Source organism: Oscillospiraceae bacterium (genome assembly GCA_025758045.1).
Taxonomy (GTDB): Bacteria; Bacillota; Clostridia; order Oscillospirales; family Ruminococcaceae; genus Gemmiger.
This window is the reverse complement of sequence record CP107208.1, coordinates 2639949-2654894: the sequence shown is the minus strand read 5'-3', so window position 1 is coordinate 2654894 and position 14946 is coordinate 2639949. Positions and strand designations below refer to the sequence as shown.

Genomic DNA, 14946 nt, shown 5'->3' with positions numbered 1-14946 from the left:
TGCAGGTGCGGGCCTGGCATCCCTCTCGCCGGGACAAGGCACCCATGCGCACTTTCATACATTATACACTATTTTGTGGCATTTGAAAAGTGGGGCACAAGACATTTGCAAAATATTTGTGAAAGTCTGTCGCAGGCACAGGATATGCGCTGAAATATTGTAGAGTTCGACAGAAATTACATGCCGCCGAATAGTGTCTGCGCGCTGAACAGGACGTTATTATAGTACATCTCAAAGTGGCAATGGTTGCCGGTGGAGTTACCGGTGGAGCCGACCTCGCCGATCTGGTCCATCTTGCTGACGGCCTGACCCTGGCTGACCAGGATGCGGGACATGTGGGCGTACAGCGTTTTGTAGCCGTTGCCGTGATCAATCTCGACGTAGTTGCCGTAAGAGTAGTGCCAGCCGGCGGCAATGACGGTGCCGGAGTCAGAAGCGTAAATCGGCGTGCCGTAGGCGGCGCAGATGTCCGCGCCGCGGTGGCCATTGCCCATCCAGCGGCTGACATACTTGTAGCCGGGAACCGGCCAGACGAAGGAACCGGAGCCGAGCTTGGCCACCATACCGTTCTTCAGCTTGGTGCCGGTCACGGTGATCTGGGTGACAGGCTCCTGCAGCACGTTGTAGGAAACCGCCTGGCGGTCGGTGACCTCGCCGTCAATCATCGTAATCTCGTAGGTGACGTCCTCGAGGCCGTCCACACCTTCCTGCAGGGTGACGGTCTTGCCGAAGTCGTATTCATCGGACTCGGACTTTTCGGTGCTGAACGGGATGGCGACGGTCTCGGTCTCGGTCTGCACGACCTTGACTTTCAGCAGTTCGGCCGAGGAAGCGCCCGTCAACAGCTCGGTGCCGGCGGGGATCTCCTGATCCAGGCTTTGCAGGTCGGGGTTCATCTGGGCCAGCGAGTCAAAGGTGACGCCGGTGGTATCCACGACGCTCTGCACGGTATCACCTTCCTCGGCTACATAGGTATGCACGCCGGAGCCTTCGTTCAGAGCGGAGATCACGTCGCTGTAGGACATGATAGATTCCTGCAGATAGACGCCGTCCAGCAGGCGGATGTCGTGGACAAAACCGGTGCGGATGGACGAATCCATGTCGTTTTCAAAGGGGGCCTTGATGCTTTCCAGGTAGGTGCGCAGATGGTCACCCTCGGTGGTGACAAACCGCAGGGTGCCGTCAATGTACACAGCGGTGCCGTCCACAATCTCATCGCTGGCGGTCTGCAAAATAGCGTTGGCAATCTCGCTTTCCGTCATGGTATCGTCGGAAACTGCCAGGCTGTAGGTAGGAGAAACTTCCCATTGGGTGTCCGGCACAGAGGCACCGGCTTCTTCCAGCATAGACTTGGCCGTGTTGATACGGGACTGCACATCCTCGCGGGCGTTTTCAAAAATTTGCTCGCTGGCTACGTAGCCGACGCTTTCGCCGTTGACCTGGACGTTCAACACAAAACGAAGCCCCAGGCCGTTGCGGACAACGACCACCAGCACAGCCGCCGCAATGGCGGGCAGCACGTAGGTGATGGCGTTCCAGAGAAGCGTGTAGTACTTGCGGATACCGCTGCGGACGTAGGCCTTTTTGGCAGCGCGGATTTGGTCGCTGCCGGCATCGGAAAGTTCCTGCGGCAGTTCCCGGATGTGGCGGATACCGGAGGCCATGCGGGTGAAGGGACTAATCAGATCCTCACAGAAAGTGATGACGCCCAGCAGGACCGGGCGCAGCACGACCATAAGCAGGTTGCCCAGAGTGCTGGCAATGCCTTTGACGACGGCGTGCGCCTTGCGGTAAGCGCACACAAAAATGTACTCGACCCAGAAGCCATACATGTACAGCAGGTCGCCAATCAGGTTGCTGCGGGAAGAATGAGCCTTATGGGCACTGGCGGACGACGGCCCGCGGTGATTTTTCTTTTTGCCTTTTTTATCGATTTGCGCGGAATTCAAAATCTTGCTGCTCCTTTTAGATGACCTAAAAAGGTCGATGCAAAGTTTGGTTCAGAGTTCTTGCAGATCCCAGTTGTTGAAAAGCCCCTCACTGTGGGCCAAAGCGGCCATATCCGGCGGCAGTTTGCTCTGGATACGGATCGCCTGTCTGCTGACCGGGTGCGTAAACCGTAAAACAGCGCAGTGCAGCGCATGCCGGGACAGGATGCTGTCCGACCCGCCATACAGAGTGTCCCCTGCCAGCGGATGGCCGATGTAGGCCATGTGTACACGAATCTGATGGGTGCGGCCGGTGCAGGGCGTGCAGGCCACCAGGCTGTAGCCTGTGCCGACACCCAGTACGTTGTACCGGGTCAGACTGTATTTGCCGTCCTCCCGTACACAGCGGCCGATGATGGAATCGCCGCGGCGTGCGATAGGGGCTTCCACCTGGTCGGGGCCTAACGGCAGAATTCCCTGCACGATGGCCAGGTAGCACTTTTGAGCGCTGTCAGCCAGCAGTGGTGCGGCAAACAAATTTTGCGCACAGAGCACCAGCCCACTGGTATTTTTGTCAATGCGGTTGACCGGGCGGAACACGCTGGTCTTGCCTTGCTGCTGTAAATGGTACAGCCAGCCGTTGGCCAGGGTGCCGTCCGGGTAATTCAACGTGGGATGTACAGCGATACCGGCGGGCTTTTCCAGTACGGCGGCGAACTCGTCCTCGTAGGCAATGGCAAACGGGACGGGCTGTGGCGTGACGCTGGTGGGCGGTTCCGGCGGCAATGCAAAGCTGATCTGCTGGCCGGGATGCACAGGCTGGTCGGTGTGGAGCGGGGCTCCATCGGCGAAAAAGCCATCGCCGCTATATTTGACGGATTTGATCAGGGCGGCGGTGACGCCCTGCGTGCGCAGGAAGATCCCCAACCGCTGACAGTCTGCCTCGGGAGGAACGATATAACGCAGAACGGTCAAAAACAGGCCCTCCCTTGTGGAATACTGCAAAGCATGCGTGCAACCCGTACACTCATACTTTGATATTATACCACAAAGAAGAGCCTGATGCAATTCCCAATCTCTGGAACAAAAAGCCGCCCCTGCCAGGCGGCAGAGACGGCTTGCAAAGTTATAAATCAGACCGGATGAGACTTGTTCTCGTAGTCAGCATGCAGAGCATCGACACCCTGCAGGCGGGCATTGCGCTTTTCGAAGAACTTGGGGGCGACCTGCGGGAACATAGCGTAGGTCAGGACGTCTTCCTCCTGGATGGCGTACTTGGCGGCCTCAGCCTTCAACTTGTCCATCTCGGGCTCCAGCGTGTCGGCAAAGCGGCAGGTGATGGGCTCCTCGCCCTTCAGGATAAAGTCGCTGAACTCCTTCTTGATGGGAGCGGGAGTCTTGCCGTAGTCGCCATGGACCAGGCCCTTGAACTCCTTGGTGACCATCTTGTAGCGCTCACCCATGATGACGTTAAAGACAGCCTGGGTGCCAACGATCTGGCTGGTCGGGGTGACCAGCGGCGGGTAACCGGCATCCTCACGAACGCGGGGAATCTCCTCCAGAACATCCTGGAGCTTGTCTTCCTTGCCGGCATCCTTCAGCTGCTTCAGCATGTTGGAGAACATGCCACCCGGAACCTGGTACAGCAGGGTGTTGGCATCGACGCCCAAAGACTTCTGGTTGATCTGGCCATTGGAGATGTACTTCTCACGCAGTTTGTTGAAGTAAGCGCGGACAACATTCAGCTGGTTCAGATCTAGGCCGGTGTCGTAGTCGGTACCCTGCAGGGCGGCGACCAGACTCTCGGTAGGCATATGAGAAGTACCCAGAGCCAGCGGACTCATGGCGGTATCAACGATGTCGGCGCCAGCCTCGATGCCCTTCAGGATGGACATGGAAGCCAGACCGGCGGTGTAGTGGCTGTGGATGTCTACGGGGATCTTGATGGTGTTCTTCAGTTCAGAGACCAAGTCATAGCAGGTGTAGGGCTTCAGCAGGCCAGCCATATCCTTGATGCAGATAGAGTCAGCGCCCATCTCCTCCAGGGTCTTGGCATACTTGGCAAAGTACTCATTGTTATGTACGGGGCTCAGGGTGTAGCTGATGCAGGCCTGAACGTGAGCGCCTTCCTTGTTGGCGGCCTTGATGGCAGTCTGCAGGTTGCGCGGGTCGTTCAGGGCGTCGAAAATACGGATGACATCGATGCCGTTGGCAACGGACTTTTGTACGAAGTACTCGACAGCGTCATCGGCGTAAGGACGATAGCCCAGCATGTTCTGGCCGCGGAACAGCATCTGCAGTTTCTGATGGGGCAGCTCCTTGCGCAGGATGCGCAGACGCTCCCAGGGGTCCTCGTCCAGAAAACGGATGCAGGAGTCGAACGTAGCGCCGCCCCAGCACTCAACGGAGAAGTACGGGATCTTGTCCATCTCGGGCAGGATCGGACGCATCTCGTCCATCGTCATACGGGTAGCAAGCAGGGACTGGTGCGCGTCGCGCAGAACGACCTCGGTGATCTTAATAGGTTTCTTAGCCAATGTCATTCACCTGCCCTTTCTTAGTTCATGGTGCAGAGCAGATCGCCGGAGTTGACGACATCGCCCTTGCGCACATTCACGCTGGCAATGGTGCCATCCTGCGGAGCGCTGATCTCGTTCTCCATCTTCATGGCTTCCAGGATCAGCAGGGTGTCGCCGGCCTTGACGGAATCGCCAGCCTTGACCTTGACGTCCAGGATGTTGCCCGGCATGGGAGCAGTAACGGTGACGGAACCGGCAGCGCCAGCGGGAGCGGCAGAAGCAGCGGGTGCAGCAGCCGGAGCCGGGGCAGCGGCGGGAGCAGCAGCAACAGGAGCGGAAGCAACGGCAGCGCCGGTGCCTTCCTCGACGGTGACATTATAAGCAACGCCGTTGACAGTGACAATCAGGTTTTTCATAGGAATTTCCTCCTTAAAGATCGTGTCGTTATGTTCAGGTTAAACGCAGATTACAGCGTGATGTTGCCATGCTTCTTAGCCAGGCGGACAGCGCGCTTGCTGGCCAGCATATCCAAGGCCTGGGCAACAGCGCTGCGGGCAGAAGCAGCATCGGCGACAGTATCAGCGGCACCGTTGGCAACAGCGGCCTGGGCACTGCAGACGTCCTTGGTGTAAGCAGCAGCCTTTGCCTTCGTAGCGGCAACGATGTTATCAGAAGCGAAGATCTCGTCCTTGTACAGAACGGTGACAGCAGCCTCGGGGGCCAGCGGTGCAACAGTGCAGCCCTGCACGGCAACGCGCCAGTCGGCAGAAGCAGCGAACACCGTGTAAGCGGGGCCGACAGCCTCACCGGCCAGAACAGCGACCTTGACCGTGGTGGCCTCAGCGTAAACACCAGCCATACGGGCGGCCTGGCGGATACCACCGGCCTGGTCATCCCCCTCGCTCTTGCCGAAGCCTTCGGTGTTGACGACGGTCACAACGGGGATGCTGTAGGCATCGCACAGACGGACAAAGCGGGCAGCCTTGGCAGTGCACTTGTGGCACAGGGCGGCTTTCTCGGTGGCAACGATACCAACGGAGCTGCCGTTGATGGTAGCCAGAGCGGTAACGATGTTCTTGCCGTAGCCCTTGTACAACTCAACAGCGCTGCCCTCGTCAGTCAAAGCAGCGATGGCGTCAGCGGCGGTGTACTTGGCGGTGTTCAGCGCAGCGGAAGGAGCGCTGAAGTCAAACAGTGCAGGACCAGCCAGGTTGTTGGCGGGCAGCAGGGCGGCGATAGAAGCAGCCTGCTTGGCAGCGGCGACAGCGTCAGCGGCGGTCACAGCGGCAACGCCAGCCTTGGCGGCGAATTCAGCGGAGCCAGCACCGGCAACTTTGTCCTCAGCATTGAACGGAGCGTTCAGGAACAGCTCGGCGTCCTCAGCCATGATGCACAGGTCAGCGGAAGCGGCGTTGATGGCATTGGTGCCGGCGCAGGTACCGGTAACAACGGCAATCTGCGGCACAACGCCGGAAACACGTGCGATCTCAGCGGTCAGGCGGGCGGTAGCGTTCAGCAGATCCAAACCGCCCTCCAGCTTGGCACCGGTGGAGTCGTAGAAGGTGACGACCGGGGCACCGGTCTCGGCGGCCATCTCCAGCACGCGGATATTCTTTTCGATATCCTGTACACCAACGGGGGTGCCGTCCTCAAATACGACGTAGACGCTCTGACCGTTTGCGTTGCCGTAAGCGGCGCTTACAGCGCCATCGGTAAACAGCGGAGAATATGCGCCGTCATCAAAAAATGCTGCAAGGATCGTTGCCTTGCCGGGTTTGTTTGCTGCCATACAGCTTCCTCCCTATTTGTAAAACTGAAAGTTTTTTAGTGAAGAATTCACAAAAAAATCCACGATTTAAATTAATTATACTACTTTGTGGAAAAATCTACAAGTAGAAATTGCAGTACTTTTTGAAAAAATACACAATTTTTTGTACAAAAAATTGCTTTCGAGCAACTTTACACCCTAAATATGGGTTCAACCCTGCTCTTTGCGGGGACGCAGCGGGCCGGGACGGCGGGGGGCAGTGCGGGTCGGGGCCTCGGAGCTGCGGCTTTTATGCTGGGCGGCGTTGCGCAGGGCGTTGATCTCGCTCTTTTTCAGCTCACGGTATTCGCCCGGCTGCAGCATGCCCAGCTTGACCGGGCCTTCGGCAGTACGGCGCAGGCGGACGACCTGCAGGCCGACGGCCGAGCACATGCGGCGGATCTGGCGGTTGCGGCCCTCGTGCAGGGTGATCTCCAGCACGGTGCGGCCCGGCTCGTCCACGACAACATGGATCACGCAGGGCTGGGTCTTGACGCCGTCGTCCAGTACCACGCCGGAGGACATCTGGATGATCTGCTCCTCGGTGGCGCGGGGATTGACGGTGACGCGGTAGAGCTTGCCTACCCCGCCGGACGGGTGGGTCAGCAGGTTGATGAAGGCACCGTCATCGGTCATCAGCAGCAGGCCCTCGCTGTCCTTATCCAGGCGGCCCACCGGGCGCAGCATGGCCGGAACATCGGAGACAAGGTCCATAACGGTCTTGCGGCCGCGGTCGTCGGACCGGGTGGTCAAAAAGCCGCGTGGTTTGTGCAGCATGATATAGGTATACTGCCGCTTGCGCACGATGCGGACGGTCTGGCCGTCGATAGCGACCTTATCGTAATCGGGGTCCATCTTGTCACCCAGGCCTACCGGGTGACCGTTGACTTTTACTTTGCCAGCGGCGATCAGGCGCTCCGCCTCACGGCGGGAGCAGATACCCTGATCGGCCAGCACTTTTTGAACGCGCTGTTCTGCCATGCTTACTCCTTATTTCTTGTGCTTATGCGTTGCCCGTTTCAGCGGGCTTGTCTTTTTTAATCATTGCGGTGATTTTGTCCACCAGTTCCGGCAAAGCGGCAATGGCGTTATCCACGGCGGTGACTTTTTCCACCAGTTGTACCGTGCGGACGTTGCCGCCGGAAACCACCAGGAACGCAACGGGCGTGACCGACACACCGGCACCGGTGCCGCCGCCGAACATCTGCTTGGACGACTGGGGCGCCACATCGGAACCGCCCGATGCAAAACCGAAGGTAACGCGGGAGACCGGGATGATGGTGGTAGTGTCATCTACGTGGATGGGATCACCGATGATAGTGCTGGTATCCACCATATCGCGGATCTTTTCAATGGTGACGCCCATCAGACCTTGGATCGGATGCTCTGCCATGGGAAACTCCTCCTTTTATAAAAGCAAAATGCAATTTGGTTCAGTTGATATGTGCAGGCTGTAGCTGCGGGTCTTTGCCCAGACGGAACAAAAGCCGGATCAGCAGCCAGAGAAGCAGAAACGTGTGGGTGTGCAGCCTGCCGGAAATGTAACGCTCTCCCCTGCGTTGGCCGGTGAAATCCGACTCCAGCTGCAAATGGTCGCATTGCAGGCAGACGACCTGCTGCAAAAACGCCAGCAGATTGTTGGCGGCGGCCATGGCAGCGCCATAAAGTTCGGCGGTCTGGGCCGCATCCTCGCCGGTGACGGTCCAGAATACGGTAAGGTGCTGCACTTTGATGTGCCGTGCCAGGAACCGCCCGATCCAGCGCAGGTGCCCGAACATACAGCGGACAAAGGCGGCAGGATCATGAGTGAGCAGGTTGAGGGCGGTCTCGATACGCTCCGAAATATGGAACGGCAGAGCGCTGGATTTTGGATGCTCTCCGGTAAATTCAGTAGCGGGGGCTGGCGTAGGAGCGGCCTTTGCCGCAACGGAAACTTGCGGGGATTGCGCAGCAGGGGCGGCAGCGCCTGCGGGGGCTGCCGCTGGTGCAGGCTGCGTTTTAGACAGCGCTGGTTCAGCGCTTGGTTGTGCTGCGGGCGCTGGCTGCGGCGTGGCGGGATGCTGTGCAGCCGTATCTTTGGCAGCGGCCCGTGGCCAAAGCGTAAAATGCAGCGGGCCGTACCAGGCGGTCAGCGATGGTTTGCCAGCCTGATAGGCAAACCGCAGCTCCACCGGCAAGATCAGCAAGACTACCAGCAGCGCCAACAGAAAAAGAAGCAGCCAGCCTACGAATTTGAGCACCGCCAGCAGGACGGTGAGCACAATGGTCATAGGCAATCACTTCCATTCCAGCTGTTCGCCGTCCTCGGCGGTATCGATGGCAGGATCAGATTCAGCTTCCGAGGGTTCGTTGTCCCCTGCTTCGCCATGCAGCGGCGGCAGGTCAGCCAGCGAGCCCAGGCCGAACACACGTAGAAAACTGTCGGTGACCTGGAACGCGATAGGCTTGCCGGGCAGGTCTAGACGCCCGGCTTCCTCGATCAGTCCTTTTTCCAGCAGCTTGGCTACGATGGACGAGGAATCCACGCCGCGGACCTGCTCAATAAAGCTGCGGGAGACAGGCTGGTTGTAGGCAATGACTGACAACACCTCCAGCGCGGCGGGCGAAAGCGGTGCATTGCGGCGGGTGTCCAGGATGCGCTTGACCATCTCGCCGTAGTACGGGCGGGTGGCCATCTGCCAGCGGTCGGGGTCGAAGTAAAGAATCGCCATGCCGCTTTCCTCTTCGTCCAGCTTTCTTTGCAGCTTTTTCAAAAGGCGCACAGCTTCCTCCGGCTCAACACGCAGGGCGTCGGCCAGGCGCGCGGCCTCGACGGGGTCGGCATGGGCAAACAACATGGCTTCCAACGCGCCAATCTTCTGTTGTTCATTCATGGGCGGAAGCCTCCTTGTTTCTGCGGTGGGTGCGGTCCAGGTTCAGCTGGCCCTCGTCTTCTACCTTGATGCGCCCGGCGCGGATAAGCTCCAGCAGTGCCAGAAAGGTGGCTACATGGGTGCTGCGGCTGTCCTCCGGGTTGAAAAGCTGGTTCATCTTTTGCAGGGTGCCTTTCAGCAGCCCGCGCAGCATGTGGGAAACGCGGCTGGATACCGAGACAAACGGCGCGGTGACCAGCGGCTCAAAACGCTCCTGCGTGGGTTTGCGCTTGCGCAGGTTGCGGCCCATCAGGTTGAACCAGGCGGTGACCAGCAGGTTGGGGTCGTGGCGGCGGGTGTACTCGGCTGCGCCCACCAGCGGCATGGGCTGGCGCACGGCGGTGTACAGGTCGCGGGCGCGGCTGCCCAGCTTGGCGGCCACCTCCTTGCAAGCGCTGTACTCAATCAGGCGGCCGGTCAGTTCGGCCTTCATACGCTCGGCCTCGGGGCTGCGGGGCAGCAGCAGGGCACTTTTCATCTGCACCAGATGGGCGGCCATGTCAATGAACTCGCTGGCAACCTCCATGCGGTTATCCTGCAGGTTGCGGATGGTGGTCGTGTACTGGTCGATGAGTTCCATGATGTTGATATCATAGAGGTTCATCTTATTTTTGCCCACCAGGTACAGCAGCAAATCAAGCGGGCCTTCAAAATCTTCTATTTTAAAAGTAAGAACTTCCGGCAAAAAATCAATACCCCCACAGTAACTCTACAAAGCTTGTTCCTTTAATAAGGAAAGACCACAGCTGATTGACAATCGCAGACAGCGGCCGATTCAACAGCCCCAGGAACGTGAGTGCCAGCACGGCCAGCATGATATAGCGCTCGTACTTCATCAGTTTAAAATACAGCTTTTCCGGCAAAAACAAAAGAAAGATACGGCTGCCGTCAAAGGGCGGCACCGGAATCAGGTTGAACACAGCCAGGCTCAGGTTCATCGTGATCATATAATAGAAGAACATCTCAATAAAGGGCACCGCGTCCCCCGCGCCGCTGTAGTAGCAGATCTTGTACAAGATCATAGACACCCAGGCCAGTAGCAGGTTACTGATAGGACCGGCCGCGGCAGAGACCGCCATGCCGACTTTCGGATTTTTATAATTGTACGGATTGATGCTGACCGGCTTGGCCCAGCCAACACCGCCTACCAGCATGCACAGCGCACCCAGCGGGTCAAAGTGGCGCATAGGGTTCAGCGAAAGGCGGCCCGCCCGCACGGCGGTATCATCCCCCAGCCAATGGCTGACCAGGGCGTGGGCAGACTCATGAAATGGGATGGTAAGCAGGACGACCAGCGCCCGGCAAATGTACATCATGATCTGTGTTGCTGACAGCAGACCGTTCAAAGGCAAACACCACCCCATTAAAATCTCATCTTATTATACCGTACAAATGCCCCCAAAACAAGCCCTGCACCGGGATGGATGGCGGATTTTCGCTTCGATTTTGCACAACGATAAGAAAATATAATATTTTTCAAACTTTTTTGCACAAAACCCTTGCAATTTGCAAAAATCCACGCTATAATATTTAAGCTATTGAAAAGGAGGTGCAAGCAATTATGGCCAAATGTTCTTGCTGTGGCAAGGGTGTCACGTTCGGTATCAAGGTCTCCCACTCTCATCGTCGGAGCAACCGTACCTGGAACCCCAATGTCAAGCGCGTGAAGGCGATCGTCGAGGGTTCCCCGAAGTATATCTACGCCTGCACCCGCTGCCTGCGCTCTGGTAAAGTTACCCGCGCGGTCTGATTGGACGGAAAAAATGCCGGTCACATTGCGTGACCGGCTTTTTCTCTTTTATTTTACCAGTTAAAGGCAGCACAGCACAATTCTAAGTGCCGATACGGCGAGCGAGGTGCAACGGCTGCTAAGCAAAAAGCACAGGTAATACTTTTTGTATTATCGATCATTTTTGCAATGCAGACGGTGTGCCGCAGCCGCTGGAACGGTGCTTAAGCCGTTAGGCGGGAATTGCGCTGTGCTGCCTTAAAAAGGAGCCTATTATGCTGCCCCAAGACCCTATCATTTTGTTAAGCTACGTCAATACCCAGCTGCGTGACCGGGATGCCAGCCTTGCTGCATTCTGCGACCGGGAAAATGCAGACGAAGCCGACTTGCGTGCCCGTCTGCAGGAAGTGGGTTATATTTACGATGCCCAGGCGAACCGTTTCGTCTGATTTTGCAGCAGGATGTACCCCGGCGTTATAGAGAAGAGGAAGTTATACCCGCTATGAATTTTGTGTTTGTCAGCCCGCATTTCCCCAAAACCTACTGGAATTTCTGCGAACGCCTGCATCGCAACGGCGTCAATGTGCTGGGCATCGGCGATGCACCGTTTGACGAGATCCCCTGGCAGCTCAAGCATTGCCTGACCGAGTATTACCGCGTGAACGACCTGGGCAATTACGATGAGATGCTGCGGGCTGTGGCCTATTTCACCTTCCATTACGGTAAGATCGACTGGCTGGAATCCAACAACGAGTATTGGCTGGAAATGGACGCCCAGATGCGAACCGACTTTAACATCACCACCGGTGCACAGAACGACTTCATCGAGCGCATCAAATACAAGAGCAAGATGAAGGAAAGCTACATTGCAGCCGGTGTGCCGGTGGCGCGCCACCATATGGTCAGCACGCTGGCGGCGGCCAAGGCCTTCATCAAAGAGGTGGGCTACCCTGTCATCGTCAAGCCCGATAACGGCTGCGGCGCCGAGGCAACCTATAAGCTGCGGAACCTGAAGGAACTGAAGGCTTTCTACGCTGAGCCCCACGCCGTACCTTATATTATGGAAGAATTCATCAACGGCACCATCGTCAGCTTTGACGGAGTGGCCGACAGCCATTGCGTGCCGCTGTTCTACACCTCCAACGTCTTCCCCACCCCAATGCTGGACATCGTGAGCGAGCAGGGCGATTTGAGCTACTGGACCCAGAAGACCGTGCCTGCCGCACTGAAAGACGTGGGCTTCCGCACCATCAAGGCCTTTGGCGCCAAGAGCCGGTTCTTCCACTGCGAGTTCTTCCAGCTGAACGAGGACAAGCCGGGTTTGGGCAAAAAGGGCGACTATGTGGCTCTGGAAGTCAACATGCGCCCGGCGGGCGGCTACACGCCGGATATGATCAACTACGCCAACTCAGCGGATTGCTACCAGATCTGGGCGGATATGGTCTGCTATGACGAAGTGCGAAATCTGGAGCTGGATGGCCCCAAGTACTACTGCGTTTACGCAGGCCGCCGTGACTGCCACACCTACAAGCACAGCAACGAGCAGATCATGGCGCGCTACGGCAACCGCATGAAGATGCACGAGCGCATTCCCGAGGCCCTGCGCCTGGACATGGGCGACGAGATGTACACCGTCACTGTGCGTTCCAGCGCCGAGCGGGATGCTTTCATCCGCTACGTGCAGGAGAAAGCCTGATTTTTATAAATATAAGCAAACCGGGTATCCGATGCAAAAGTCGGATACCCGGTTTTGTTTAGTATTTAGTTGTTATAATCTGCGATGGTCACAGAGTTTTTGCTGTAGTACGGCGTCAGGCCCCACAGGTCCGGGCCGGGGGCAACGTCTGTGTAAAACAGCAGCCAGGGGCGCTCTTCCTCGGTCAAGGGGCGGATCACGACGTCGGGCTGGTCGGTATCGGTCAAAATGGCTTCACGTTTGTCCAGCACTTTAGCAAAGCGGGCGGCTTCGCCGTCGGCTAGTTCATAGGCGGCCTCCAGCGTGGTGGCAAAGTGGTTATCCTGCCCCTCTTTTACCGTATGGCTGCCGATGCAGGCTATGCAGACCAGCATCGCAGCGCAAACCAGCGGCAGGCACTTCCCTGCTTTTTCAAGCTGGCGGATGGCAGGCGTCAGACAGACGCCGCGGATACGCTCCAGCCAGCCAAAGAGCAGAAACTCGGTAACGGCCAAGCCGAGGATAAAGGTCATCCAGACCACATTCAGCAGCCGCCCGGCACCGATGCCGCCCATCGTGTAGGATGGCAGGAAAATCATGGCCCACATTAAAATAAAGGTGACGGCCGCACCTGCCAGCGGATGGCGGAACACCCGGTCCGACAGGCTGCTGCTTTGGGCAAGGTACCGCAGCGGTAACGCCAGCAGCACCAGCAGGCAGAGCAGCGGTACATCCAGCCAGCGGACCCATTCCAGCGCGGCCAGCACAAAGCTTTTCAGCACGGCCTCAACAAAGCCTGCCCCCGCAAACCCGGTAGCGCGTACCCGCGTGCCGGGGGCTGTTACGTTGATAAGCAGCCCCACCACGGCAGCAAGAAATGCCGGCAGATGGTAAAACCTGCGCTGCCGTGCGCACAGTACAACGGCCAACAACAGGACCAGCACATTCAAAAGCCCGGCCACCTGGTGCCCACCGCCGATGATAAAGCCAATCATGACCCCGGCGGCGCAGTACAAAGTGCGCTGCTTACGGGTCAACTGCGGCGCAAAGCACAGCTCGAACGTCAGCCCGGCATTGAGCACGGCCAGCGAGAAATACGGCAGGTAGTTCATTGCGCCGTTGAACCAGTATAGCCCTTCCACCGGGGCAGGCATGCCCTCGATAAAGGCAAAGCAGACCAGCAGCGCCAGCGCCCAGGGCAGCAGCTTTTGCGCCTGGTCCAAACGGCGCACCACACAACGGCAGGCCCCATACAGGCAGAAAAACAACGGTACAAGAACGCAAAGCAGCGTGACCCCATACCAGGCGTTGCCGAAAATCGCGGGCTGCCAGGCCAGCAGAAAGCCGGAAACATACAGCCCCTGCCAATTCTCAAAGTAATAGACATTGGTGTCCCAGGCAGCTTTCAGCAGGCGCGGCAGGTCAAAGCCATACTGCTGCATCACCGCGTGGGTGCGGGCCGCGTAAATGTAATCGTCTGCCGAGGGCCGCGCAAACACGGCCAGCACAAAAATCGGGACCAGCAGCAGCCCAATGAACAGGGCCAGCCGAAGCAGCCAGCGTTTTTGCACCGCAGAATCATGCCAAAAATCCATACACGTGCACCCCGTTACGGGTTGCCCAGCGTCATCTGCAGGAAGTAGGTCCACTGCTTCTCCCACCAGACCCAATCATGGGCGACATCATAGCCCCAAATGTCCACGATGGGGTGGATGCCCTTACTTTCCAGGATGCCCTGCAGTTCCAGCGTGGAGGCCAGCAGGTCACCCTCCCAGGCACCCTGGCCGCAGCACATAATAAACTTATCGGCTTTATTGAACAGCTCCATGTAGGGATGGACGGTCGGGAAGTTGCGCATGTAATCGCAGGGAGAGTTGCGGTAGACGAGGTCATCCATGTAATCGCCGAAGAACATGCGGGAAGAATACAGGCCGCTCAAGGCAATGGTGCCATTATACAGGTCGGGACGGCGCAGGAAGAAGTTGACGGCATGGCCGCCGCCCATGCTGGCACCGCCCACCAGGATCTTGCCGGTGTGGTCCTCGCCGCCCTGTTCGCGGTTGATCTCCAGCAGGCGCGGGGTCAGCTCCTCACAGATATAGTTGTACCAGCGCTCCTGCATCTCGATGCGCGGACGCTCGGGGCCGTGGTTGTCCCAGCTTTCGGGATCGATGCTGTCAGCCGTGAAGATCTGCAGCTTGCCGCTGTCGATCCAGGGCGCGGCCAGGTTGCACATGTTTCGGTCTTCCCAATCATAAAAGCGGCCGCTCTGGCACGGGAAAATGATAATGGGGCGTCCGGCGTGACCGTAGACTTTGAACTCCATAAAGCGGTCAAGATACCGGCTGTATTCCTTATAATAACGGATCTGCATGG

16 protein-coding genes are annotated in these 14946 nt (G+C 57.8%); 3 read left to right on the top strand and 13 right to left on the bottom strand.

All coding sequences use genetic code 11. From position 1 onward, the window contains the following. Positions 1–176: 176 nt before the first annotated feature. From OGM81_12390 to OGM81_12340, 11 genes are all read right to left on the bottom strand, one after another. Complete coding sequence (locus OGM81_12390; GenBank protein UYJ43115.1) at positions 177–1949, bottom strand: peptidoglycan DD-metalloendopeptidase family protein; 1773 nt, start codon at positions 1947–1949, stop codon at positions 177–179. A 51-nt stretch (positions 1950–2000) separates the two neighbouring features. Further along, the gene (locus OGM81_12385) at positions 2001–2903 is read right to left on the bottom strand and encodes an RluA family pseudouridine synthase (GenBank protein ID UYJ43114.1); all 903 of its coding nucleotides are present in this window, start codon (positions 2901–2903) and stop codon (positions 2001–2003) included. A 158-nt stretch (positions 2904–3061) separates the two neighbouring features. After that, positions 3062–4465, bottom strand: coding sequence for an oxaloacetate decarboxylase subunit alpha (locus tag OGM81_12380; GenBank protein UYJ43113.1), 1404 nt, complete (start codon positions 4463–4465; stop codon positions 3062–3064). 20 nt (positions 4466–4485) lie between these two features. Then, positions 4486–4863, bottom strand: coding sequence for a biotin/lipoyl-binding protein (locus OGM81_12375; protein UYJ43112.1), 378 nt, complete (start codon positions 4861–4863; stop codon positions 4486–4488). Positions 4864–4913: 50 nt separating this feature from the next. Then, entirely contained in the window at positions 4914–6236 is a 1323-nt protein-coding gene (locus OGM81_12370) for a propionyl-CoA carboxylase (GenBank protein ID UYJ43111.1), read from the bottom strand. Positions 6237–6425: 189 nt separating this feature from the next. Continuing rightward, positions 6426–7235, bottom strand: coding sequence for an rRNA pseudouridine synthase (locus tag OGM81_12365; protein ID UYJ43110.1), 810 nt, complete (start codon positions 7233–7235; stop codon positions 6426–6428). A 22-nt stretch (positions 7236–7257) separates the two neighbouring features. Further along, positions 7258–7647 (bottom strand): GerW family sporulation protein, encoded by a 390-nt coding sequence (gene ytfJ, locus OGM81_12360; GenBank protein UYJ43109.1) that lies wholly within the window; start codon positions 7645–7647, stop codon positions 7258–7260. 40 nt (positions 7648–7687) lie between these two features. Next, positions 7688–8524: a hypothetical protein gene (locus OGM81_12355; GenBank protein ID UYJ43108.1), complete on the bottom strand. Its 837-nt coding sequence runs from the start codon at positions 8522–8524 to the stop codon at positions 7688–7690. 6 nt (positions 8525–8530) lie between these two features. Then, entirely contained in the window at positions 8531–9127 is a 597-nt protein-coding gene (scpB, locus tag OGM81_12350; protein ID UYJ43107.1) for an SMC-Scp complex subunit ScpB, read from the bottom strand. Then, the gene (locus tag OGM81_12345; protein ID UYJ43106.1) at positions 9120–9851 is read right to left on the bottom strand and encodes a segregation/condensation protein A; all 732 of its coding nucleotides are present in this window, start codon (positions 9849–9851) and stop codon (positions 9120–9122) included. The genes scpB and OGM81_12345 overlap by 8 nt, the downstream gene beginning before the upstream one ends. A gap of 4 nt (positions 9852–9855) precedes the next feature. After that, complete coding sequence (locus tag OGM81_12340) at positions 9856–10482, bottom strand: site-2 protease family protein (GenBank protein UYJ43105.1); 627 nt, start codon at positions 10480–10482, stop codon at positions 9856–9858. Positions 10483–10727: 245 nt separating this feature from the next. On the opposite strand from OGM81_12340, the gene rpmB reads away from it, so the two are divergent. The 3 genes from rpmB to OGM81_12325 all read left to right on the top strand — a co-directional run bounded on the left by rpmB (position 10728) and on the right by OGM81_12325 (position 12591). After that, entirely contained in the window at positions 10728–10916 is a 189-nt protein-coding gene (gene rpmB, locus OGM81_12335; protein UYJ43104.1) for a 50S ribosomal protein L28, read from the top strand. A 254-nt stretch (positions 10917–11170) separates the two neighbouring features. Beyond that, positions 11171–11344 (top strand): DUF4250 domain-containing protein, encoded by a 174-nt coding sequence (locus OGM81_12330; protein UYJ43103.1) that lies wholly within the window; start codon positions 11171–11173, stop codon positions 11342–11344. Positions 11345–11397: 53 nt separating this feature from the next. Beyond that, complete coding sequence (locus tag OGM81_12325) at positions 11398–12591, top strand: ATP-grasp domain-containing protein (protein ID UYJ43102.1); 1194 nt, start codon at positions 11398–11400, stop codon at positions 12589–12591. Positions 12592–12656: 65 nt separating this feature from the next. Here OGM81_12325 and OGM81_12320 read toward each other — a convergent pair whose 3' ends face one another. Together OGM81_12320 and OGM81_12315 are read right to left on the bottom strand one after the other, a co-directional pair. Further along, entirely contained in the window at positions 12657–14165 is a 1509-nt protein-coding gene (locus tag OGM81_12320) for a DUF6056 family protein (protein ID UYJ43101.1), read from the bottom strand. A 14-nt stretch (positions 14166–14179) separates the two neighbouring features. Continuing rightward, positions 14180–14944 carry an alpha/beta hydrolase-fold protein gene (locus tag OGM81_12315; GenBank protein ID UYJ43100.1) on the bottom strand — a complete coding sequence of 255 codons (765 nt, stop codon included), beginning with the start codon at positions 14942–14944 and terminating at the stop codon, positions 14180–14182. Positions 14945–14946 lie beyond the last annotated feature (2 nt).